General features: G+C 67.8%; 26 protein-coding genes, 1 tRNA gene and 1 other RNA gene. 21 read left to right on the top strand and 7 right to left on the bottom strand.

What is annotated here, in order from left to right; genetic code table 11:
* Positions 1-5 precede the first annotated feature (5 nt).
* Genes ACIQK7_RS01185 through ACIQK7_RS01170 form a run of 4 tightly spaced genes read left to right on the top strand, consistent with a single transcriptional unit; the run spans position 6 to position 3,178 of the window.
* Positions 6-932, top strand: coding sequence for a metal ABC transporter substrate-binding protein (locus tag ACIQK7_RS01185; RefSeq protein ID WP_403020412.1), 927 nt, complete (start codon positions 6-8; stop codon positions 930-932).
* Between the two features lie 7 nt (positions 933-939).
* The gene (locus tag ACIQK7_RS01180; RefSeq protein ID WP_403020410.1) at positions 940-1,677 is read left to right on the top strand and encodes a metal ABC transporter ATP-binding protein; all 738 of its coding nucleotides are present in this window, start codon (positions 940-942) and stop codon (positions 1,675-1,677) included.
* 2 nt (positions 1,678-1,679) lie between these two features.
* Positions 1,680-2,531 carry a metal ABC transporter permease gene (locus ACIQK7_RS01175; protein ID WP_403023906.1) on the top strand — a complete coding sequence of 284 codons (852 nt, stop codon included), beginning with the start codon at positions 1,680-1,682 and terminating at the stop codon, positions 2,529-2,531.
* A complete protein-coding gene (locus ACIQK7_RS01170) occupies positions 2,528-3,178 on the top strand; it encodes a metal-dependent transcriptional regulator (RefSeq protein WP_403020408.1) in 651 nt (216 codons plus the stop codon). Before ACIQK7_RS01175 ends, ACIQK7_RS01170 begins: the two co-directional genes overlap by 4 nt.
* On the opposite strand, the gene ACIQK7_RS01165 is transcribed toward ACIQK7_RS01170, so the two are convergent.
* Together ACIQK7_RS01165 and ACIQK7_RS01160 are read right to left on the bottom strand one after the other, a co-directional pair.
* A complete protein-coding gene (locus ACIQK7_RS01165) occupies positions 3,175-3,912 on the bottom strand; it encodes a DedA family protein (RefSeq protein WP_403020405.1) in 738 nt (245 codons plus the stop codon). The two genes, ACIQK7_RS01170 and ACIQK7_RS01165, sit on opposite strands and share 4 nt — an antisense overlap.
* 136 nt (positions 3,913-4,048) lie before the next feature.
* A tRNA-Leu gene (locus ACIQK7_RS01160) sits at positions 4,049-4,130 on the bottom strand.
* An 80-nt stretch (positions 4,131-4,210) separates the two neighbouring features.
* On the opposite strand from ACIQK7_RS01160, the gene ACIQK7_RS01155 reads away from it, so the two are divergent.
* Genes ACIQK7_RS01155 through ACIQK7_RS01140 form a run of 4 tightly spaced genes read left to right on the top strand, consistent with a single transcriptional unit; the run spans position 4,211 to position 7,445 of the window.
* Positions 4,211-4,369, top strand: coding sequence for a hypothetical protein (locus ACIQK7_RS01155; RefSeq protein WP_325209108.1), 159 nt, complete (start codon positions 4,211-4,213; stop codon positions 4,367-4,369).
* Between the two features lie 54 nt (positions 4,370-4,423).
* Positions 4,424-5,644, top strand: coding sequence for a CpaF family protein (locus ACIQK7_RS01150; RefSeq protein WP_403020402.1), 1,221 nt, complete (start codon positions 4,424-4,426; stop codon positions 5,642-5,644).
* A complete protein-coding gene (locus tag ACIQK7_RS01145; RefSeq protein WP_403020400.1) occupies positions 5,644-6,516 on the top strand; it encodes a type II secretion system F family protein in 873 nt (290 codons plus the stop codon). Before ACIQK7_RS01150 ends, ACIQK7_RS01145 begins: the two co-directional genes overlap by 1 nt.
* Positions 6,504-7,445, top strand: coding sequence for a type II secretion system F family protein (locus ACIQK7_RS01140; RefSeq protein ID WP_403020397.1), 942 nt, complete (start codon positions 6,504-6,506; stop codon positions 7,443-7,445). Before ACIQK7_RS01145 ends, ACIQK7_RS01140 begins: the two co-directional genes overlap by 13 nt.
* Before the next feature lie 7 nt (positions 7,446-7,452).
* Here the strand turns inward: ACIQK7_RS01140 and ACIQK7_RS01135 are convergent, their stop codons facing one another.
* A complete protein-coding gene (locus ACIQK7_RS01135; RefSeq protein ID WP_403020394.1) occupies positions 7,453-8,259 on the bottom strand; it encodes a fumarylacetoacetate hydrolase family protein in 807 nt (268 codons plus the stop codon).
* A 205-nt stretch (positions 8,260-8,464) separates the two neighbouring features.
* Here ACIQK7_RS01135 and ACIQK7_RS01130 point away from each other — a divergent pair, with 205 nt between their 5' ends.
* The 8 genes from ACIQK7_RS01130 to prfB all read left to right on the top strand — a co-directional run bounded on the left by ACIQK7_RS01130 (position 8,465) and on the right by prfB (position 13,423).
* The gene (locus ACIQK7_RS01130; protein ID WP_147721982.1) at positions 8,465-8,812 is read left to right on the top strand and encodes a PadR family transcriptional regulator; all 348 of its coding nucleotides are present in this window, start codon (positions 8,465-8,467) and stop codon (positions 8,810-8,812) included.
* A gap of 2 nt (positions 8,813-8,814) precedes the next feature.
* The gene (locus ACIQK7_RS01125; protein WP_403020390.1) at positions 8,815-10,161 is read left to right on the top strand and encodes a permease prefix domain 1-containing protein; all 1,347 of its coding nucleotides are present in this window, start codon (positions 8,815-8,817) and stop codon (positions 10,159-10,161) included.
* A gap of 64 nt (positions 10,162-10,225) precedes the next feature.
* Entirely contained in the window at positions 10,226-10,408 is a 183-nt protein-coding gene (locus ACIQK7_RS01120) for a hypothetical protein (protein WP_403020388.1), read from the top strand.
* Between the two features lie 6 nt (positions 10,409-10,414).
* Positions 10,415-10,813 carry a TadE/TadG family type IV pilus assembly protein gene (locus ACIQK7_RS01115; protein ID WP_403020387.1) on the top strand — a complete coding sequence of 133 codons (399 nt, stop codon included), beginning with the start codon at positions 10,415-10,417 and terminating at the stop codon, positions 10,811-10,813.
* A complete protein-coding gene (locus ACIQK7_RS01110; RefSeq protein ID WP_403020384.1) occupies positions 10,788-11,255 on the top strand; it encodes a hypothetical protein in 468 nt (155 codons plus the stop codon). The genes ACIQK7_RS01115 and ACIQK7_RS01110 overlap by 26 nt, the downstream gene beginning before the upstream one ends.
* On the top strand, positions 11,252-11,701 hold the full coding sequence (locus tag ACIQK7_RS01105) for a pilus assembly protein TadG-related protein (RefSeq protein ID WP_403020382.1): 450 nt from the start codon (positions 11,252-11,254) through the stop codon (positions 11,699-11,701). The genes ACIQK7_RS01110 and ACIQK7_RS01105 overlap by 4 nt, the downstream gene beginning before the upstream one ends.
* Positions 11,702-11,776: 75 nt before the next feature.
* Entirely contained in the window at positions 11,777-12,265 is a 489-nt protein-coding gene (locus ACIQK7_RS01100) for a GyrI-like domain-containing protein (RefSeq protein WP_403020379.1), read from the top strand.
* 48 nt (positions 12,266-12,313) lie between these two features.
* Positions 12,314-13,423, top strand: a complete 1,110-nt coding sequence (gene prfB / locus ACIQK7_RS01095; RefSeq protein WP_403020377.1) for a peptide chain release factor 2 — start codon at positions 12,314-12,316, stop codon at positions 13,421-13,423.
* Between the two features lie 60 nt (positions 13,424-13,483).
* On the opposite strand, the gene ACIQK7_RS01090 is transcribed toward prfB, so the two are convergent.
* Entirely contained in the window at positions 13,484-15,064 is a 1,581-nt protein-coding gene (locus tag ACIQK7_RS01090) for a hypothetical protein (protein ID WP_403020374.1), read from the bottom strand.
* 320 nt (positions 15,065-15,384) lie between these two features.
* Here ACIQK7_RS01090 and ftsE point away from each other — a divergent pair, with 320 nt between their 5' ends.
* The 3 genes from ftsE to smpB all read left to right on the top strand — a co-directional run bounded on the left by ftsE (position 15,385) and on the right by smpB (position 17,578).
* Positions 15,385-16,113, top strand: coding sequence for a cell division ATP-binding protein FtsE (gene ftsE / locus ACIQK7_RS01085; RefSeq protein ID WP_403020371.1), 729 nt, complete (start codon positions 15,385-15,387; stop codon positions 16,111-16,113).
* Positions 16,110-17,021 carry a permease-like cell division protein FtsX gene (gene ftsX, locus ACIQK7_RS01080; protein WP_403020369.1) on the top strand — a complete coding sequence of 304 codons (912 nt, stop codon included), beginning with the start codon at positions 16,110-16,112 and terminating at the stop codon, positions 17,019-17,021. Before ftsE ends, ftsX begins: the two co-directional genes overlap by 4 nt.
* A 77-nt stretch (positions 17,022-17,098) precedes the next feature.
* Positions 17,099-17,578, top strand: a complete 480-nt coding sequence (smpB, locus tag ACIQK7_RS01075) for an SsrA-binding protein SmpB (protein WP_403020367.1) — start codon at positions 17,099-17,101, stop codon at positions 17,576-17,578.
* Between the two features lie 6 nt (positions 17,579-17,584).
* On the opposite strand, the gene ACIQK7_RS01070 is transcribed toward smpB, so the two are convergent.
* Positions 17,585-18,070, bottom strand: coding sequence for a septum formation family protein (locus ACIQK7_RS01070; protein WP_403020365.1), 486 nt, complete (start codon positions 18,068-18,070; stop codon positions 17,585-17,587).
* A 214-nt stretch (positions 18,071-18,284) separates the two neighbouring features.
* Here ACIQK7_RS01070 and ssrA point away from each other — a divergent pair.
* Positions 18,285-18,658: a transfer-messenger RNA gene (gene ssrA, locus ACIQK7_RS01065) on the top strand.
* 3 nt (positions 18,659-18,661) lie between these two features.
* Here the strand turns inward: ssrA and ACIQK7_RS01060 are convergent.
* Positions 18,662-19,312: an IMPACT family protein gene (locus ACIQK7_RS01060; protein ID WP_403020364.1), complete on the bottom strand. Its 651-nt coding sequence runs from the start codon at positions 19,310-19,312 to the stop codon at positions 18,662-18,664.
* A 131-nt stretch (positions 19,313-19,443) separates the two neighbouring features.
* Here ACIQK7_RS01060 and ACIQK7_RS01055 point away from each other — a divergent pair, with 131 nt between their 5' ends.
* Positions 19,444-19,662: a hypothetical protein gene (locus tag ACIQK7_RS01055; RefSeq protein WP_403020362.1), complete on the top strand. Its 219-nt coding sequence runs from the start codon at positions 19,444-19,446 to the stop codon at positions 19,660-19,662.
* On the opposite strand, the gene ACIQK7_RS01050 is transcribed toward ACIQK7_RS01055, so the two are convergent.
* Positions 19,659-21,284 (bottom strand): MDR family MFS transporter, encoded by a 1,626-nt coding sequence (locus ACIQK7_RS01050; RefSeq protein WP_403020360.1) that lies wholly within the window; start codon positions 21,282-21,284, stop codon positions 19,659-19,661. The genes ACIQK7_RS01055 and ACIQK7_RS01050 overlap by 4 nt on opposite strands.
* Between the last annotated feature and the right edge of the window lie 9 nt (positions 21,285-21,293).

Genomic DNA, 21,293 nt, shown 5'->3' with positions numbered 1-21,293 from the left:
TCGGCATGCCGAAAGCCTTGCCACGCATGCGCCTCCTTGGGGCGGCCGCAGTCACAGTCGCCTTGCTCAGCGGCTGCGCGGCGACTCCCTCGGAGACCGAGCCCGCAGAGGTTGGCAAGCCGCAGGTCCTCACGACCTTCACGGTGATCGCCGACATGGTGCGCGCGGTCGGCGGCGACGCGGTCGAGGTCGAGTCGATCACGAAGGTGGGCGCCGAGATCCACGGCTACGAGCCCACGCCGTCGGACCTCAGGAATGCGGCATCCGCTGACCTCATCCTCGACAACGGGCTCGGCCTCGAGCGCTGGTTCGAGCAGTTCGTGGAGCGCATCGACGTGCCGCACGTCGTGCTGAGTGATGGCATCGAGCCCATCGATATCGCGGGCGGCGACTACGAGGGGCGGCCGAACCCGCACGCCTGGATGTCGCCCGTCGCCGGCCAGCAGTACGTCGCCAATATCGCGGTCGCGCTCGGTGACCTCGTACCCGAGCGGGCCGCGGAGTTCGACGCGGCGGCCGCCGAGTACTCGGCGCAACTCGCCGACCTCGCGGCCGAACTGGAAGCTGCCATCGAGCAACTGCCCGAGGAACGGCGGGTGCTCGTGACCTGCGAGGGCGCCTTCAGCTACCTCGCCCGCGACCTTGGGCTCACGGAGGGATACCTCTGGCCCGTCAACAGCGATACGCAGGGCACGCCGCAGCAGGTGCGCGCCGCGATCCAGCTGGTGGAGGAGCGCGAGGTGCCTGCCGTGTTCTGCGAGACGACCGTCAACGACGGGGCGATGCGGCAGGTGGCATCCGAATCGGGCGCGCGTTTCGGCGGGAACCTCTACGTCGATTCGCTGAGCGAACCCGGCGGCCCGGTGCCGAGCTACCTCGACCTGCTGCGCCACGACATCGACGTGATCGTCGAGGGCCTGACAAGTGAGTGAGCCCCGGATGCCCGCTGCCGCGCCCGCGATCGAGGTGCGCGGCCTGGCCGTGCGCTACGACGAGGTCGTGGCGCTCGACGGGGTCGACCTCACGCTCCACCCCGGGCGGGTGACCGGCCTGCTCGGCATGAACGGTTCGGGCAAGTCGACGCTATTTGGGGCGCTCATGGGCTCCGTGAAGCCGGTTGCGGGCAGCATCCGTCTCTTCGGCGGGCAGCCCGCCCGCGCCCGACGGGAGAATCGCGTCTCCTATGTGCCGCAGTCGGAGGCGGTCGACTGGGACTTCCCGGTCTCGGTTGCCGACGTCGTCATGATGGGCCGCTACGGCAGGCAGGGCTTCACGCGGCGGGTGCGGGCGGCAGACAGGGCCGCCGTCGAACAGGCGCTCGAGCGCGTCGGGCTGACCGAATTCGCCGGCCGACAGATCGGCGAGCTGAGCGGCGGCCAGCGCAAACGCGTGTTCGTCGCGCGCGGCATCGCGCAGGAGGCGGGGCTCATGCTGCTCGACGAGCCCTTCGCTGGCGTCGACAAGGGTTCGGAGCGCACCATCATCACGCTCCTGCGTGAACTCGCGGGGGAGGGCTGCGGCATCCTCGTGTCGACGCACGATCTCGCGGGGGTGCCCGAGCTCTGCGACGAGGTCGTGCTCCTGCAGAAGCGCGTGCTCTTCCAGGGCACGCCCGCCGAGGCGCTCGCGCCGGAACGCCTGGCACTGGCCTTCGGGCTGGGGGTGGAGCTGCCGTGATCATCGACTGGCTCATCGAACCGCTCCGCTTCGACTTCATGACCCGCGCGCTGCTCGTGACGCTCGTCGCGGGCGTCACCTGCGCCCTCCTCTCGACCTGGCTCGTGCACATCGGCTGGTCGCTCATGGGCGACGCCGTCTCGCACGCCGTGCTGCCGGGTGTCGCCGTGAGCTACCTGCTCGGCTGGCCCTTCGCGGTCGGCGCGTTCCTCTTCGGGGTCGGCGCCGTCGCCCTCATCGGGGGCGTGCGAGCGACGACGAAGATCAAATCGGATGCCGCGATCGGCGTCGTCTTCACCTCGCTCTTCGCGCTCGGCCTCGTCATCATCTCGGCGACCCCGAGCCAGACTGACCTGGGCCACATCCTCTTCGGCAACGTGCTTGGCGTGAGCGATGCCGACATCGTGCAGGTGGTCGTAATCGGCGCCGTGGCATCCGCGATCCTGCTCCTCAAGCGCCGCGACCTGACCCTGCTCGCCTTCGACCGCAGCCACGCGAACGCCATCGGCCTCAACACGCGCATGCTCTCGGCCCTCCTGCTCGGCCTGCTCGCGCTCACGGTCGTCGTCGCGCTGCAGGCGGTCGGCATCATCCTCGTCGTCGCGATGCTCATCACGCCCGGCGCGACCGCATCCCTCCTCACGAAACGCTTCGACCGGATGCTCGCGCTCGCCATGCTCGTCACGGTCGGTGCGAGCGTGGTTGGCGTCTACGCGAGCTTCTACCTGGACGTCTCGACGGGCGGCGCCGTCGTGCTCTCGCAAGCCCTCGCCTTCGTGCTCGCCTACCTCTTTGGCGCCCGCGGGGGAGTCGTGACGCTGGCGCTGCGGCGGAGAAGGGCGGTCGCGGCATGAGGATCGCGGTCGAGGACTACGTCAAGACGATCTACTCCTTCGGGGAGTGGGACGACGTAGCGGCAACCCCGTCGGCCCTCGCAGCACGGCTGGGCCTCGCGGCGTCGACCGTCACGGAAATGGTCAAGAAGCTCGCGGCATCCGGCCTCGTCGATCATGTGCCCTACGGGGCGATCACGCTCACGGCGGAGGGGCGCACCCTCGCGCTGCGCATGGTGCGGCGGCACCGCCTGATCGAGACGTGGCTCGTGGAGGAGTTCGGCTACCGCTGGGACGAGGTGCACGAGGAGGCCGACGTGCTCGAGCACGCCGTCTCCGACCGCATGCTCGATGCTATCTTCGAGAAGCTGGGCCGGCCGGTGCGTGACCCGCATGGTGACCCCATCCCGAGTGCGGATGGCCGCGTCGTCATGCCGCCCGCCGTGCTGCTGGCCGAGGCGCCCGACGGTCACGAGGGCGGCATCGTGCGCATCCGGGACCGTGACCCCAATCTCCTGCGCTACCTCGAGGCCGAAGGTTTCGACCTGGATGCGAGGGTGAGGGTGGTTGGCCGCAAGCCGTTCGGCGGCGCGCTCGCGATCGTGCTGGAGGGCGTCGAGCTCGACGTCGGCGACGAGGCGGCCAGGGAGATCTGGATCTCGCGTTAGCGCTTGTCGGGGTCGTTGCTGGGGTCCTGATCGAAGTAGGCCGGGTCGAGCACGATGTCTTCAGCATTGAGGGTCGGGATGCCCGCCGTGCGCGCCTGCTTCGCCTTCTGGCTCGAACGCCAGTAGTGGAACGCGGTGGGGATCACGGTCGCCGCGACCGCGATGAGCAGGATGAGATCGATGTACTGACGCACAAACTGCTCCACCGGCGGGATGTAGCCGAGCACGAAGCCCAGGAACGTGAGGCCGGCGCCCCAGATGAGGGCACCGATCGCGTTGTAGAGCGAGTATTTGCGGTAGTCCATGTGGCCGATGCCCGCCGCGACGGGCACGAAGGTGCGGAGGATGGGCACGAAGCGGGCAAGGATGACGGAAAGCCCGCCGAACTTGGAGAAGAAGGCGTTCGTGCGCTCAACGTTCTCGCGGCTGAAGACACCGCTTTCCTTGCGCTCGAAGATGCTCGGGCCGAACTTGTGGCCGATCAGGTAGCCGACCTCGCCACCCAGGAAGGCGGCGACGCCGATCGCGAGGCACACCCACCAGATGTCCATCTCGATGACCTCCGCGAAGGTCAGCACGCCCGTGATGATGAGGAGCGTGTCACCGGGAAGGAGGAAGCCGACCAACAGTCCGGTCTCAGAGAAGACGATGAGGCACACGCCCAGGAGGGCAAAGGCCCCGAAGCCCGTGATGAGGGTCTCGGGGTCAAGCCAAGGGATGAGGGCGAAAGGCATCAAGCGCGGGACTCCGTCGATCGGGTGCGGCGCCTGCTGGCACCTGCTCAAGATTAGCGGCGGGAGTGCCCCCAGCGCCTCGTTCTTCAGGATGATTCCGTCGAACTCGAAGGCGGATGCGTCGTGCCGGTCGTTGTACGGGAGAAGGGACTTGAACCCTCACGCCTTGCGGCACCAGAACCTAAATCTGGCGTGTATACCAATTTCACCACTCCCGCGGGAGACGCCAGTCTACCGCCGGCCCCATGCTGCACGTTCCCTGAACGCGTGCCCAGACATCGGGCCTACCGTGCGAAGCATGCTGAAGATCATCCTCATCCTCCTGGCCATCTGGATCGTCCTCTCGATCATCGGTTTCGTCGTCGAGGGTCTCTTCTGGCTCGCCATCATCGGCCTCGTGCTCTTCGCGATCACCGCCATCTTCGGTGGCATCAGGGGGCGCGGCCGCACGCGCTGAGCGCCTGTGGAAAACGCGGCGCACGCGAGAGGCGCGTGGCGCAGGATGTGACGCATGCCCCAACACGCGCTCTCGCTCATCACGGAGCGCGTGCGCGACAGGGTGCGGCGCGACGGCGTCGACCTAACGGCCGACCGCTCGATCGCTGACCGTCTCGTGCGCGAGGAGGTGCAGCGGTACAGCGAGCGGGCGCTCGGTGGTGCCGTGCCGATGCTCGCCGATGAGCGCGAGGCTGAGAAGCGCATCCTCGCAGACCTCGTCGGGTTCGGTCCGCTCCAGCCTCTCCTCGACGACCCGAACATCGAGGAGATCTGGATCAACGCACCCGACCAGGTCTTCATCGCGCGCGGGGGCGGTTCAGAGCGCACCGACATCCGTCTGACCTCGTCGCAGGTGCGCGACCTGGTCGAGCGGATGCTGCAGTCCACGGGCCGACGCGTCGACCTGAGTTCGCCCTTCGTTGACGCCTCCCTGCCCGACGGCTCACGTCTGCACGTCGTCATTCCCGACGTGACGCGCAGGGAGTGGGCCATCAACATCCGCAAGTTCACGCGGCGCATCTCGGCGCTCGCCGACCTCGTGCAGCGCGGCTCCCTCACGCCTGAGGCGGCCGAGTTCCTTCGCGGCGCAGTGCGTGCCGGGGTGAATGTCATCGTCTCGGGGGCGACACACGCGGGCAAGACGACCATGCTGGGGGCGCTCCTCGCCGAGGCGAGAGAGCGCGAGCGCATCATCACGGTCGAGGAGACCTTCGAACTCGACCTGGGCGGTCGCGACGTGGTGGCGATGCAGTGCCGACAGGCGAGCCTCGAGGGCTCGGGCGAGATCACGCTTCGCAGGCTTGTGAAGGAGTCGCTCCGGATGCGCCCAGACCGGCTCGTCGTCGGCGAGGTGCGCGAGGCAGAAGCCCTCGACTTGTTGATCGCCCTCAATTCTGGGGTGCCCGGAGCGTGCACCGTGCACGCGAACGGCGCGCGGGACGCCCTCGCCAAGCTCTCGGTGCTGCCCCTGCTGGCCGGCCGAAACATCGACGCGTCCTTCGTGCTCCCGACCGTCGCTGGGGTCGTCGACCTTGTCGTGCACTGTGAGCAGACGGCGGATGGCCACCGCCGGGTCGCGGAGATCGTGGCGCCGACGGGCGTCGTCGACGGCGGTGTCGTGCAGGCGGTGTCGCTCTTCGCCACGACCGCCGACGGACTCCGCCCCACCGGCATGGCACCGCCGCGTGCCGAGAAGTTCGGATCAGCCGCTCTCGTCGCCGCCGGGGTCGCATGATGCTCCCCGTGCTTCCGGCGCTGTTGGGAGGCGCCCTCGGCGTGGGCCTGCTGCTCACGGCATCCCCGTTTCTCTGGGCACCCCGCCAACGCGAGCGCCGACGCTCGCGAGTGCACGAGCTCATGACGGAGCAACTCACGCTGGCCGGTCTCGCCTCCGTGACGCCAGCCACCTTCATCGTCGTGTCACTGCTGCTCGCCCTCGCGGTCGGGGGAGTGACCCTCGCGTTCGTTCCCGTGCTCGCGATCGCACTTGCCGCCGCCGCAGCGGCCGGCGCGGTGCCGTTCATGATGGTGTCGTGGCGCTCCCGCGCTCGCAGGCGACAACTCCGATCCCTCTGGCCAGACGTCGTGGACCATCTCGTTTCGGCGGTGCGCTCCGGCCTCTCCCTGCCCGACGGCATCGCGGCCCTTGCCGAAGTCGGTCCGCCCGGAACGCGGGCCGCATTCGCCGCCTTTGCGCGCGACTACCAGTCCACGGCGAACTTCTCGCGCTGCCTCGACGAGCTCAAGCTGCGACTCGCCGACCCCGTTGCCGACCGCATCCTGGAGACACTCCGGATGTCTCGTGAGGTCGGTGGTACGGAACTCACGACCGTGCTCCGCAGCCTCTCGACCTACCTGCGCCAAGATTCGGCGATCCGTTCCGAGGTCGAGGCGAGGCAGTCGTGGGTCGTCAACGCGGCTCGGCTCGGGGCCGCGGCTCCGTGGGTTGTGCTCCTGCTGCTCGCGACCAGGCCAGAGGCGGCTGCCGCCTACAACACGCCCTCTGGCGCCGGCCTCATCGTGGCGGGACTCGTCGTGACGATGCTCGCCTACCGCGTGATGATCGCGATCGGCCGACTCCCGGAGGAGGAGCGGTGGTTCCGTTGAGCGCGGCCTGGGCGCTGCTGTGCGGCAGCGCGCTGGGGCTCGGGTTGTGGGTGCTCGCGACTCGCATCCCTCGGCTCGGCCGTCCGCGCCTCGCAGCTCGCGTAGCTCCGCATGTCGCCGATGTCTCCGCCGGGGCACGCGCCCACCTGCACCGTTCGCAGTCCGACCCCCTGCCGGTGTTCGGCGCCCTTCTCGGCCCGCCCTTCGCTGCACTCCGCCGGGCAATGGGTGGCGTGCTGGGTGGCTCGGCCGCGGTGCAACTGCGTCTGCGCCAGGCTGGATCGGGCCTGACGCTCGACGGTTACCGCTCCCAACAGTTGCTTGCCGCCATCGCTGGGGTCGCGGTCGGTGCCGCTGTCACGGTCGTCCTGGCCCCGCAGCATGCCTCGCCCGTCATGCTCGGTGCTGGCTCGATTGCCGCGGGTGGGGTCGCCGGCGTATTCCTGCGCGATTGGTTGCTCCAGCGCGCGGCCTCACGCCGCATGTCGCGGCTCGCCACCGAGTTGCCGATGGTGCTCGAGTTCCTCACGCTGAGCCTGTCGGCGGGGGAGGGCGTGCTCGAGGCGCTTCGCCGCGTCTCTCGCATCAGCAGCGGGGAACTGTCTCGCGAGCTCGGGGCCGTGCTCACCGATGTCACGACGGGAGCGCCCCTTTCGGAGTCGCTGCGGCGCTGCGCCGACGAACTACAACTGGCGCCCTTCACCCGCTGCGTCGACCAACTGACAATCGCGCTTGAGCGCGGCTCGCCGCTTGCCGAGGTGCTGCGGGCCCAGGCTCAGGATGCGCGCGAAGACACCAAGCGTGGCCTGCTTGAACTGGCAGGCAAGAAGGAGGTGGCGATGCTCGTGCCCCTCGTCTTCCTCATCCTCCCCGTCACGATCCTGTTCGCGATCTTCCCGGGGATCCACGTGCTCCAGGTGGGGTTCTGAGCGGAGGCTATTCCTCTTCGGTGACGATCGGGTTGCGCAGTATCCCGATGCCGTCGATCTCAATTTCGACCGTGCTCCCCGCCTTCAGGAACTTCGGCGGTGTGAACCCCGCACCGACCCCGCCGGGGGTGCCGGTCGCGATGATGTCGCCGGGGCGCAGCGGGGTCCAGGTCGAGACGTATTCGACGAGGGTCGCGACGTCGAAGACCAGCTGGTCGAGACTCGAGTCCTGACGCACCTCGCCGTCGACGGTCGTGCGCACGCGCTGCGACGTCACGGGGCCGAACTCTTCGGCGCTGACGATCCAGGGGCCAACCGATCCGGAGTCGGCGAAGTTCTTGCCGGGGGTGAACTGGATCGTGTGCGCCTGGTAGTCGCGCAGCGACCCGTCGTTGAGGATCGTGTAGCCGAGCACATGCTCGAGTGCGTCCTCCTTGTCGATCGCGCGACCGGCGCGCCCGATGACGATCGCGAACTCGCCCTCATAGTCGAAGCGGTCGCTCGCCTTGGGCAACACCATAGGGGCGCCTGGGGCCACAAAGGTGTCGGGAAAGCGGGTGAACAGCACGGGATGCGTGGGCATCTCGCGCCCCATCTCGAGCACGTGGTCGCGGTAGTTGAGCCCCACGCAGAGCACCTTCGCGGTCGGCAGCACCGGCGGCAGCAGCGTCACCTCGGCGAGAGGGAGTACACGATCGAGGGCGGCGGATGCGACATCCGCGAGCTCGACAGGGGAGTCGCTCGTGCGAACAGTGTCGCCTTCGACGATGCTCCAGCGTGCGGCGCCGTCGAGGGCGATGCGTGCGATCTTCACAGATGGATCCTTCCAGTGGTTCAGGCTTCGCGACAAGCGTGAATCGATCGTGCGCGGGCATGCCTCGCACGGCAGCAGTCTCCCAGTAGGGGCTGCGCCAGCGCTCCTTGCCGTTCCACATTGCGCAACGCGTCTGAGCGCGACATGCCTCGCAGTTCTAGATACCTTGCAGCTCTAGGTATAGGCTTCCATCCGGAGGTGGCCCATGAACATCGACAAGGACCTCGTCGCCGCGATGGCGACGCCGCTCGTGCTCGCCATCCTCATGGAGGGCTCGAGCTACGGCTACGCGATCCTCAAGCGGGTGCGCGAGCTCTCCGCCGGCGAGCTCGAGTGGACCGACGGGATGCTCTACCCGCTCCTGCACCGGCTGGAGCGGCTCGGTCACGTGCACGCCGAATGGGGCGTCTCGCCCGAGGGCCGGCGGCGCAAGTACTACCAGATCACCGAGACGGGCAGGGCGCAGCTGGCCGAGCAGCGGCGCCAATGGGTCACCGCCACGCGCACGCTCGGCGGACTCTGGGGCTTCGCGATCCCCGCGACGGGAGTGTGACGATGGAACAGCTTGAGGCACGTATCAAGGAGTGGCGTTCGGCGATCGTGCGCGGGGGCACGGTCGATGAGGGTGACGCCGACGAACTGGAGGCACACCTGCGCGAGCAGGTGGCGGAACTCGAGGCATCCGGTCTCTCGCCAGACGAGGCCTTCCTCATCTCGGTCGGCCGGCTCGGCCGGGTCGACCAGTTGACGGCCGAGTTCGCCCGCGAGCACAGCGACCGCCTGTGGAAGCAGCTGACGCTCACGCATGCCCCCGCGGAAGACAAGCGCGGCTCGGTGCTCGTGATGCTCGGCTTCGCGTTGCTCGCCGCCGTGCTCATCCAGGTGGCGCGACTCATCGCCGACATGCCGGGCGACGGGCGTGACCTCCGCGAGGAGTGGTTCCTGCGCGGTGCCAGCGTCACGGTGCTGCCCGCGCTCGCCGCCTACTTCGCACTGCAGCGACGGATGCCACGGCCCCGGGTCATCGCACTCGCCGCGGCGGTCGCGGTCGTGGTCGTCGCGGCATCCGTCTTCCCCTATGGCGGCGAGAGCACGACCGTGCTGATCGCCCTGCACCTGCCCGTCGTGCTGTGGTTCGCGGTCGGTGTTGCCTACGTCGGCGGGGAGATGGGCTCGCATCCGCGCCGCATGGACTTCATCCGTTTCTCGGGGGAGTGGGCCATCTACTATGCGCTGATCGCCCTCGGGGGTGGCGTGCTCGTGGGCCTCACAGCGCTCGTGCTCGGACCCATCGCGCCCGAGATGATCGAGGGAGTCTTCGAGTGGGTCGTGCCCTCGGGCGCTGCGGGTGCCGTGATCGTCGCGGCCTGGCTCGTCGAAGCGAAGAAGAGCGTCATCGAGAACATCGCGCCCGTGCTGACCGCGATCTTCACCCCGCTGTTCGCGCTCATGCTGGTCGTTTCGGCGGTCGGCTACGCCGCCGCGGGGGTGGGCCGCGAGTTCGACCGCGACCTGCTGATCGTCTTCGACGTGCTGCTCCTCGTCGTGCTCGGCCTCATCGTCTACGGCATCTCGGCCCGCGGCCCGTCGAAGCCCGGTGTGCTCGACGCGCTCCGCCTCGTGGCAGTCGTCGCCGCCATCGCGCTCGACGTGCTCGTGCTCGTGTCGATGTTCGGCCGCGTCGGAGAGTTCGGCTTGACCGCCAATCGCGTGGCGGCGCTCGGGCTCAACCTCGTGCTGCTGGTGAACCTCGCGGTGACCGCGTGGCACATCGCCCGGCTTCTGGCCCGCAGGGCGCCCGCAATGTGGCTCGAACGCTGGCAGACCTCGTACCTCCCGGTGCTCGCCGCGTGGGTGCTCGCGGTCGCGCTCGTGCTGCCCCCGCTCTTCGCGTTCGCCTGAGCGCCTCGGCAGTCGCTGTGGAAAACGGCGACGGATGCTGCGGATCCCTCAGTAACATCCCCGCATGACCGGCTTCCCCCGCATCCGCTCCGCGTTCGCCCGCCTCTCCTCCGAGCGCGGTGACGTGCCCGGGTGGGTGCTCATCACGCTCATGACCGCGGGGCTCGTGATCATCATCTGGTCGCTCGCGGGCCCCGCACTCAGCTCGGTCTTCGAACAGGCCATCCAGCGCGTCTCCGGGTTCTGAGCACCCGTGCGGGTCGCCATCCTTCGCGGTGAGGGGGAGCGGGGCTCCGCGCCCGCCGAGTTCGTCATGGTCGGTGCATTGCTGACGCTCCTCACCCTCTCGGTCGTGCAACTCGGCCTCGCGATGCATGTGCGCAACACGCTGCTCGACGCGGCTGGGGAGGGCGCACGCTTCGCGGCATTGGCGGACAGGACGCGCGCCGACGGCGCCGTCCGTACGCGCGAACTCATCACGACCGCGATCGGCCCTGCGTATGCGACGGATGTCACGATCACCGAGGGTGCCTACCTGGGCCATCGTGCGGCCGTCGTGACGGTGCGGGCGCCCCTCCCGGTGATCGGGCTCATCGGCTTCGACCGCGGCGTGGAGGTGACGGGCCGTGCAGCGTTGGAGATCGTGGACTGAGCGATGGATACCGGATGAGCGCGGCTCGGCGTCCCTCGAATTCCTCACGGCGGGCACCCTGCTCCTCGTGCCGATGGTCTACCTCATCGTCGCGCTGTCCGCCCTCCAATCCGGCGTGCTCGCCGTGGAGGCCGCCGCGCGACAGGCGAGCCGCACCTACGTCGAGGCGGGCACGGTCACCGAAGCCACGCAGCGCGCGGAGCGGGCGGTGGCTTTCGCGCTCGCGGACCACGGGATGGATGCCGCGGCAGCGAGCATCCGCATCGACTGCGCTCCACAGCCGCACGCCTGCCTGAATCGACGCGGCGTCGTCACCGTGACGGTCGAGGCGAGGGTCGCGCTGCCGCTCGTGCCGGCCGGACTCAGCGTCGACACGCCCCTCAGCATCCCGGTAGCTGCCTCGGCGAGCCAGCAGGTCTCGCGCTTTGCGGGGCTGCCGTGAGCGGGCGACGATGGTCTCACGCCGTCCGCGACGAGACGGGGTCGACGCTCGTGCTCACGATCTTCTACGCAGCCCTCTGCCTCGCGGTCGTGCTGCTCGTGACCGCCGCGACCTCCCTTTACATCGAACGCAAGCGCCTCTACTCGCTCGCTGATGGTGCCGCGCTTGCGGGCGCGGAGGCATTCGGTCTCGACGACGTGGCCTCCACCTCGGCGCGGCCGACCGCGATCCTCGACGACGCACGGGTCGCATCGACCGTCAACGCCCATATCGCCGCTGTGCCGCATTCCTTCGAAGACCTGGCAATCGATCGCGCAGAGAGTCCGGGCGGTTCCGGCGCCGTCGTCGCGCTGTCCGCGACCTGGCGCCCTCCCATCGTGAGCGTGTTCGTGCCGGAGGGGCTGCGCATCGAGGTCGAGGCATCCGCCAGGTCGGTCTTTGGCTGACGGACCATTGAAGAACCGTCCCGCGGCGAGGAGAATCGGGGTTCCGCCGACAAGGGCACGAGCAGAGGAGCAGCCGTGAGCGACAGCGGTAGCGAAGCATCCGACACCATGATCGTCACGCTGGAGAGGACCACGGTCGCCGTGCGCCGCGAGACGGTCGAGATGGCGAAGATTAGGGACTACTTCGACAGCGTCTACCAAATCGTCGCCGCAGTGATCGGTCAGCAGGACGCGGGCTTCGCGGGGCCAGCCATCGCCCTGTACCGCGGCATGCCCAGCGAGACGGTCGATGTCGCGGCGGGCTTTCCCACGCTACGACCCGTCGAATCCTCCAACGGGGTTGCGGCACAGCAGTTGCCGACCGGCTTGGCGGCCCGGCACATCCATCGCGGCCCCTACGACGGACTCGCCGATGCATACGGCACGCTGCTGGCGTGGATGGAGCGGCACGACCACACGCCGGGCGAGCTCTACTGGGAGGTCTACGTGACCGAGCCGACCCCGGATGCCAGGCCCGAAGACATGGTGACCGAGATCGTCTGGCCCATCGCGCCCAGGGAGTGACGCCGCCAGCGGATGCACGGGGCTTGTCCCGGTAGGCTGGTGCCCACAATGGATGAGCTCGATATCACTGGCCAGGTCGCGGACCTCCGCGGCACCTTCGCCGAAATCCGGGCCGTCGTCGACGTGCCGCGACTCGAAGCCGAGATCGCGAAGCTGAGCGAGCAGGCGGGCGCACCCGACCTGTGGGACGACACCGAGAAGGCGCAGAAGGTCACCAGCGCCCTCAGTCACCGCCAGGCGGAGCTTGCCAAGATCACGAGCCTGCAGCAGCGCCTTGACGACATCGAGATCATGGTCGAGCTCGCCAATGAAGAGGGCGATGCGGATGCCGCAGCCGAGGTCCACAAGGAACTCGCCGACATCCAGCGCGTGCTCGGCGAACTCGAGGTGCAGACGCTCCTCAACGGGGAGTGGGACGCCCGCCCCGCCGTCATGACCATCCGCGCGGGTGCCGGCGGCGTCGACGCGGCCGACTTCGCCGAGATGCTCCAGCGCATGTACCTGCGCTACGCCGAGAAGAACGGCATCCCGGCGCGCGTGCTCGACACGAGCTACGCCGAGGAGGCGGGCATCAAGTCGACCACGATCGAGTTCGACGCCCCCTACGCCTTCGGCACCCTGAGCGTCGAGGCGGGAACGCACCGCCTCGTGCGGATGTCGCCCTTCGGCGCGGCGGGCAAGCGCCAGACGAGCTTCGCGGCCGTCGAGGTCATCCCGCTCATGGAGGCGACCGAGTCGATCGACATCCCCGAGAACGAGATGCGCATCGACGTGTTCCGTTCGAGCGGGCCCGGCGGCCAGTCGGTCAACACGACCGACTCCGCCGTGCGCATCACGCACATCCCCACCGGCATCGTCGTCTCGATGCAGAACGAGAAGAGCCAGATCCAGAACCGTGCCGCAGCGCTCCGCGTGCTGCAGTCCCGACTCCTCCTGCTGCAGAAGGAACAGGAAGCGGCACAGAAGAAGGAGCTCGCGGGCAACATCACCGCCAGCTGGGGTGACCAGATGCGTAGCTACGTGCTCGCGCCGTACCAGATGGTGAAGGACCTGCGCACCGAGCACGAGGTCAGCAAGCCCGACGACGTCTTCGACGGTGACCTCAACGGATTCATCACGGCGGGCATCCGCTGGCGTAAGCGCGTCATCGCGGACTAGGACGACAAAGCGGGCCGAGCCGATCCGAAGACCGGCCCGACCCGCGTCGGTGTTGCTACGTCAGCGACGTGCCAGGCGGCGGCTCACCATCAGCCAGGCGATCGTCGCGGCCACCAGCACCGCGAGGATGATCAGCACGGTCGGCGCGAGGGCCGCCGGGCTGACGCTCTGGGCGCCAGACGCGAGCTCGCCGGAGCCAGCAGCGATGCGCTCGTTGCCGTCGCTCAACTCGGCGGCGCCATCGTTGAGCGCCTTGGCACCGTCGTTGAGCTTCTTCGCGCCGTCGGCGAGGCTTCCGTTGCCCTCGGCGAGGTCAGCGGCACCGGCCGATAGCGTACTGGTGCCCTCGGCGAGTGAACCAGCGCCCGTCGACAGGGTCTCGAGGCCCGTGTTGAGGTTGTTGGCGCCCGTCGTGAGGCTGGCGGCACCGCTCGACAGGGTGCCAGCACCGGCCGAGACCTTGGCGGTGCCGTCGGCGAGAGATCCCGCACCCGTGGCGACCTTCGCGGTACCCGCGGCAAGCGAGTTCGCGCCGGCGGCAAGCTGGCCTACGCCTGTGTCGAGCTTGGTGGCGCCGGCTGCGAGGTCGTTAGCGCCGATCGAGAGTTCCGTCAGACCGGGTGCGTTGATCGGGTCCGTTCCCCCGAGGAGCTGCGCCGCACCCTGGGCCACGAGGCTCGAACCAATCTTCAGGCCAGCGTCGCTCCCGTCCGCCTTGGTCGGCACCTTGTTGAGGCTGCCGAGCAGAGTGTCGATCTTGCCCTTGAAGCCGTTGATCTCTGCCTTGACAGTGCCCGTTTGGGTAGCGAGACCGCTCAGGCTGGTCGCGAGAGCGTCGATCTCAGCGTCGGTAGGCACGTAGTCCGTGGCCGCCCAGTTTCCGAGCTGACGAGCGAGTGCCGCCGCATTTGCGGCAGCCTCGCCAGAAGCGACGTGGACTTCAGCTGCAGGTACGGCGGTATCGCCACCGAGAAGGCCCGCATAGTCGCTCAGGCCCTTCACCGCGGTCGAAGCCGCGGACACGCCATCCGCGATCGCCTGCGTCTTCACCGTTAGGGTTTGTGCCCCAGCGAGTGCTCTGCTGGCACCCGCGGACACCCGCGCGGCGCCGTTCGCGACTACTTCAGAGCCGGTCGTCTTCGCGCCCGCGAGCTTCGCCGCGAGGTCATGGGCGCCCGCGTTGGCATCGGCCGCGCCCTGCGCGAGGGTGCGAGCCCCCGTCGCGGCGGTGCTGGCGCCCTGGTTGAGGGTGCTTGCACCGTTGAAGAGCTTGTTGGCGCCCTCGGCGAGCGAGATTGAGCCCGTGAATGCCGAGGAGGCGCCGTCGGCGAGCTTGCTCGCGCCCTCTGCCGCAGAGTCAGCACCGGCGGCGACCTTGTCGGCGCCCGCCTTCGCGCTGGCCGTGCCGTCCTTGAGTGTCGCGGTGCCATCGAAGAGTGTGGCGGCGCCATCAACGAGGCGCATGGATCCGTCGCGTGCCGTCGTCGCGCCCTCGCTCAGTTGTGAGGCTCCGGCGGCGAGCTTGTCGGTCGTGATGAAGAAGAAGGCGAGCAGGCCGATGAGCAGGATCGAGAGCGCGGCTATCGCGACTTTCGAGAAGCTATCGCGTCGTTCAGACCTGGTGTGGGCGGGACCGCTCATGCAGTGACTCCTTTGTCGGTATCCGGGCAGCACAAAACGCACACCATCATGCTGTTGAGGCGCGCGCCGAAGGAGGGCTTTCCCGCACCATTCGGGCACCGTCGTTGGTGCCCGGTGCGAGTCGCCTCCAGTGGATTGCGCTGAATCTAACAGCGGCCGAGAGCGGTGTGAGGGTCCGTCGGAAAGTGTGTATCGAAGGTCAATAGCCAACTAATGCGGCATCCGATCGTTGGAGGATGTCTACAGCGCACGGCGGGGCATCCGCGCGTCGGCCTGTCGTTGCAGCCGGATGGGCGACGGATGCTTAGGCTCGACGGGACATGATTCGTTTCGATCAGGTGACCAAGCTCTATGCCGGCACCACCAGGCCCGCCCTCAACTCCGTGACCCTCGAGATCCTGCGGGGGGAGTTCGTGTTCCTCGTCGGTGCCTCCGGCAGTGGAAAGTCGAGCTTCCTGCGGTTGATCCTCAAGGAGGAGAACCCGACGAAGGGCGAGATCCACGTGCTCGGCCAAAACGTCGGCCGACTCTCGAGCCGCAAGGTTCCCTACTTCAGGCGCAACCTCGGTGTCGTCTTCCAGGACTTCCGCCTGCTGCCCCAGAAGTCGGTCTTCGACAACGTGGCCTTCTCGCTGCAGGTGATCGGCAAGTCGAAGGGCTTCATCCAGGAGGCCGTGCCCGACGTGCTCAAGATGGTGGGACTCGCGGGCAAGGCGAGCCGCTTCCCCCACGAGCTCTCCGGTGGTGAGCAGCAGCGTGTCGCCATCGCCCGCGCGATCGTCAACCGGCCGGCCCTGCTGCTGGCCGACGAGCCGACGGGAAACCTCGACCCTGCGACATCCGCTGGCATCATGACGCTCCTCGAGCGCATCAGCCAGAGCGGCACGACCGTCATCATGGCGACCCACGACGCCGGCATCGTCGACCAGATGCAGCGCCGCGTGATCGAGCTCGTCGCGGGCCAGATCGTGCGCGACGAACGGCAGGGCGGCTACCTCACGCAGGCGATCCCCCTGCAAAAGGGCTTCGGAACGGAGGCGGCGCAGTGAGGTTCGGCCTGATCATGTCGGAGGTCGGCCAGGGCCTGCGGCGCAACTTCTCGATGGTCGTCTCCGTCGTGCTCGTGACCTTCATCTCGCTCACCTTCGTGGGCACCGCGATCCTGTTGCAGATGCAGATCAACGAGATGAAGGGCTACTGGTATGACCGCGCCCAGGTGGCGGTCTACATGTGCACCGCCACGACAGACACCGCGAACTGCAACATGACGGAGGCGACGGACGAGCAGAAGGCGGCCGTCGCATCCAAGCTCGAATCGTCTGAGCTTTCCCCGCTCGTCAACGAGTACGAGTTCGAGACCCACGAGGAGGCGTACGAGAAGTACGTCGAGTTCACCGACAGTGCCGAGGCTGACTACATCACCCCGGAGTTCTTGCCGGAGACGTTCTGGGTGAACATGGTCGACCCCACGCAGTCTGGCGTGCTGATCGAGACCCTCTCGGGCACGCCGGGTGTCGACGAGGTGGCCGACCAACGCAAGTACCTCGACCCGATCTTCGACGCGCTCAACGCCGCAAGCTACACCGCGATCGGCATCGCAGCGCTCATGCTCGTCGCGGCCGTGCTGCTGATTGCCACGACCATCCGTCTGAGCGCCTTCAGCCGCCGGCGCGAGCTTGGCATCATGCGACTCGTCGGTGCCTCCAACCGCTTCATCCAGACACCGTTCATCCTTGAAGGCGTCATCGCCGGGGTGATCGGCGCTGCGCTGGCCGGGGGAGCGACGGTCGCGGTCGTGCACTTCTTCGTGCAGGGCTACCTCGCCGAGACGATGGTGGCGACCTCCTTCGTGGGGCTCGAGGAGGCAGCCGTCGTGGCACCGATCCTGCTCGCTGTCGGCATCGTGCTCGCCGCGATCTCCGCCAACGTCGCGATCAGCCGCTACCTCAAGGTGTAGTCGGGCTTGCATCCTGGCCCGCTGTAGGATTGTGGGCTGCGTGTCGCCCGGCACGTACAGGACGTAAAGGATGCATCGTGCCAAGGGAACGTGGTCAGAAGGTCGTCGCGACCAACCGCAAGGCTCGCCACGACTACACGATCGAGGACACCTATGAGGCGGGCCTCGTGCTCACCGGCACCGAGGTGAAGTCGTTGCGCGCAGGCCGCGCGAGCCTTGTCGACGGCTACGCCTTCATCGACGACCATGCGGAGGCATGGCTCGATGCCGTGCACATCCCCGAATACACGGGCGGCACCTGGACCAACCACCCGCCCCGCCGCAAGCGCAAGCTGCTGCTGCACAAAGCGCAGATCCTCAAAATCCACAACAAGGTCAAGGAGGGTGGCTACACGCTCGTGCCGCTCTCCCTCTACTTCAGCGACGGCAAGGCGAAGGTCGAACTCGCGGTCGCGAAGGGCAAGCGCGAGTACGACAAGCGCCAAGCGTTGCGCGAGCGCCAGGACAATCGTGAGGCGCAGCGTGCCATGGCGGCACGGCGCCACCTGGGGGAGTAACCGCGGCTAGCCCTCGTACGGGTAGCTAGGTCCCTTGCCTCGAAGCGGCTCGGAGATGGGCCCGTTCGTGTCATAGGCGAGGCAGAGGATCTCGCGGTCACCCTCTTCCCAGCCCTCGGGGCTCGGGTAGTAGTAGCCGTAGTAGAGGCTCGTCTTGTCGACGGGGGAGCCGACGAAGCCCTCGAACTCGGTGAAGCATCCGATCTCCGCCTCCTCGAGGATGGCGTTCTCGTCGTAGGAGGGGAAGGTCGACGACGCGAGGTCGTAGAGGTGGTAGGCCTCGTTGTCGTGCGGCTCGGTGCACTTCGGCATGACGACCGAATCGACCTGCTCGACGGCGGCCGTGTCGTCGTTGAAGCAATCGCCGACCGCGATCGAGAAGACGTCTTCCTTGCCCTGGATGAGGTCGGCCATGGCCACGATGCTGCAGCCCGTGAGTCCGAGCACAGCGAGCGCGGAGAGGGCGACGGCGGAGAGGGTTCTGCGGGTCACGGCCTCTGCTTCCTGTCGCCGAGCGCGCGAGGGGCGTCTCGGATCGTGAAATCTTCTCGGGAAGCATAGCGGGATTCCCAGCCGGCGCCCAGCTAGCGCAAGAGCGCTTCCTTCGAGGCGATCGCCTTGCTATCATTGAAGGCTGCGCCCGAGCGGTGCAGCTTGACAACTCAACAGCGTGCGACTGTGACACGTCTTTCACCAAGACGCGTATGGGGATGATCGGTTTCGACATTGCCTGCGCAATTGTGAGAAGCGGGTCGAGGATGCCGACTTATCTCGTTAACGATGTCGGCAAACTATAAGTGCCGATTCCAAGCGCACTGACTTCGCCCTCGCTGCCTAAGCGAGCGCACTAAAAAGTCCGTCAGCCCGGGGATGCTCTCTACCCGGATCCTGGCGTCATCTAGAGAGATTGCTCCGTAGTTACGCCTGAGGGCTACGGGGGACTTGCACTCGGGCTGGGCTCGTCGGTTTAGCTGCCAGTGGCAAATTCCGGAGCCGAGTAGAACGCCTGCACTGGCTACACCCGTAGAAGACACATGACCACAGCAGTGGACCGGGGTTCAATTCCCCGCATCTCCACCATCGTCACCGTCGCGCGCTGTTGAGTTCCACATCGACCCATTCGTGGCCGAGCCCTTCGAGCGTGCCCGCACCGGATGTCACGGCGGCAACGACCTCGTGCAGCGCCCCGCCTCCCGCGAGCCTCAGTTCGGCCCGCGCTGCATACTCGACAGTCAGCACGACGACGCCCCGCGCTCGCAGCTCCGACTCGACCCTGCCCGCATCGGCGTGCTCAAGGCTGAGGCGGAACAGCTCCCGCCGCTCCCGCGCCACGAGCGGTGCCTCGCGGATCGCGTGCGCGACGGCATCCGAGTAGGCACGGGCGAGGCCGCCGGTGCCGAGGAGCACCCCACCGAAGTAGCGCGTGACCACGGCGACGGTGTCGACGAGGCTGGCGCCAGCGAGCGCGTCGAGCATGGGTGCCCCCGCCGTGCCGGATGGTTCACCGTCGTCGCTCGACCTGCGCACCTGGCTGGCGGCATCCGATGGGCCGATGATGAACGCGGAGCAGTGGTGTCGCGCGCCCCAGTGCTCGCGCCGGGTGCCGTCGATCACCGCACGCGCGGCATCCTCCGACGCGACGCGCTCGAGGCGGCAGATGAAACGGGAGCGTTTCACCTCTGTCTCCACGGTGACCCTTGCGCCGGGGCCGCCGCGGAGCGTCACATCAGCCATGTCACCATTCTCCCTCGCGAGCTTGCCCCCGCGCTGTCTAGGCCGAGCAGGGGATGCCGCGACACGGATGCACCGCACAACTCGTCCGCGCGGGGGAGGCGCACGGGATGGTGCCTTCCTAGTCTGGGGATATGACTGATCAAGAGCCAGACAATGCTCCGAAGGGCAAGTCGTCGCGCAACTCGATGATGGGCGCGGGCATCGCGCTCGGCGTCGGCGTCGGTACGGCGATGGGCGTCAGCCTTGACAACATTGCGATGGGCGTCGGCCTTGGCTTGGCCATGGGGATCGCATTCGGTGCGGCATTTTCAGCACATCGTGGCAAGGCCAAGGATGTTGACGGCGATTAGCGAAGCTCGCGCGACTCCGGCACCGTTACCGAACCTGTCGTGACCGGGTAGACCTCCTGGAGGGAATCCGGCACGGCCGTCACCGCAACCTCGCGCTCGATCGTCGTTGCGAGCGGCTTCTCTTTGACGAAGAGCAGCAGCACCGCAGCGATGATCGCGAGCGGCACGATGTAGAGGAACAGCGGTGCGAGGGCGTCGTTGTAGGCCCAGATGACCTGCTCGTGGATGGCGGTCGGCAGCTCGTGCACGAGCGCGGGCGTGAGCGAGTTCATGTCGCTCGTGGCGCCGCCCTGCTGGGGCAGGCGCTCGCTGAGCTGTGAGGCGAGCCTCGTGGTGAAGAGGCTGCCGATGACCGCGCCGCCGAGCGAGCCACCGATCTGACGGAAGTAGTTGTTCGCGGCGGTCGCCGTGCCCACCTCGCGTGCGGGGAAGGTGTTCTGCACGATCAGCACGAGCAGTTGCATGCTCGTGCCGAGGCCGATTCCCATGACGGCGAGGTAGGCGCAGAAGACCCAGAGGGGAGTGTCGGGGGAGATCGTGCCCAGCAGTGCGAGGCCGATCGCGAGGATGATGCTGCCGACGATCGGCAGCCACTTGTATCGGCCGGTCTTGCTCACGATCTGGCCCGCGCCGATCGAGGTAATGAGCAGGGCCGCCATCATGGGGATCATGAGGAGACCGGCATCCGTCGCGCTCGCACCGAAGGTCATCTGCAGGTAGGTCGGCAGGTAGGCGAGTGTGCCCATCATGGCGACACTCGTGAGCAGGCCCGCGATCGTGGTGATGTTGAAGTTGGCCTCGCGGAAGAGGTGCAGGGGGATGATCGGCTCGGGTGTGACCCGCTCGACGAGCACGAAGCCCACCGCGGTGAGCACCGCGACGACGATCAGGCCGATGATCGTCGTGGAGCCCCACGCGAAGTCCTTGCCGCCCCACGAGGCGACGAGCACGATGCAGGTCGTCGTGATCGTGAGCAGCACCATGCCCCAGACGTCGACGCGCGGCTTCTCGTGCTCGCGCTTCGGCAGGCGGAGGAGGAAGACGGCGGCCGCAAGCGCGACGATGCCGAGCGGGATGTTCATCCAGAACGTCCAGCGCCAACCGGGCCCCTCGGTGAACCACCCGCCGAGGAGAGGGCCAGCAACCGAGGAGACGGCGAAGACGGCACCGAGCGCGCCCATGTACTTGCCGCGCTCGCGAGCGGGGACGATGTCGGCGATGATCGCCTGCGACAGGATCATGAGCCCGCCACCGCCGAGGCCCTGCACGACGCGCGCCGAGATGAGCATGGACATGTCGGCGGCGACCGCGCCGAGCACGGAGCCGGCGATGAAGAGCACGATCGCGGCGATCAGGAGGCCCTTGCGGCCGATGAGGTCGCCGATCTTGCCGTAGATGGGCATGACGACGGTTGAGGCGAGCATGAAGGCGGTCATGACCCAGAGCATGTGGTCGACGCCGTCGAGCTCGCCCACCATGGTGGGCATCGCAGCGCTCAGCACCGTCTGGCTGAGCGAAGAGAGCAGCATTGCGAGCATCAGGCCAATGAAGACCAGGAGCACACGCGGCTTGGCTGCCGACCTGGATTCAGCGGCGGCGGAGGGGGCGGGAGAATTTTGCATCGTCTGCAA

This window comes from Salinibacterium sp. GXW1014 (genome assembly GCF_044769865.1).
Classification (GTDB): domain Bacteria; phylum Actinomycetota; class Actinomycetes; order Actinomycetales; family Microbacteriaceae; genus Homoserinimonas.
Note: the sequence above shows the minus strand (reverse complement) of the source record. Positions and strands in the feature narration are given on the sequence as shown.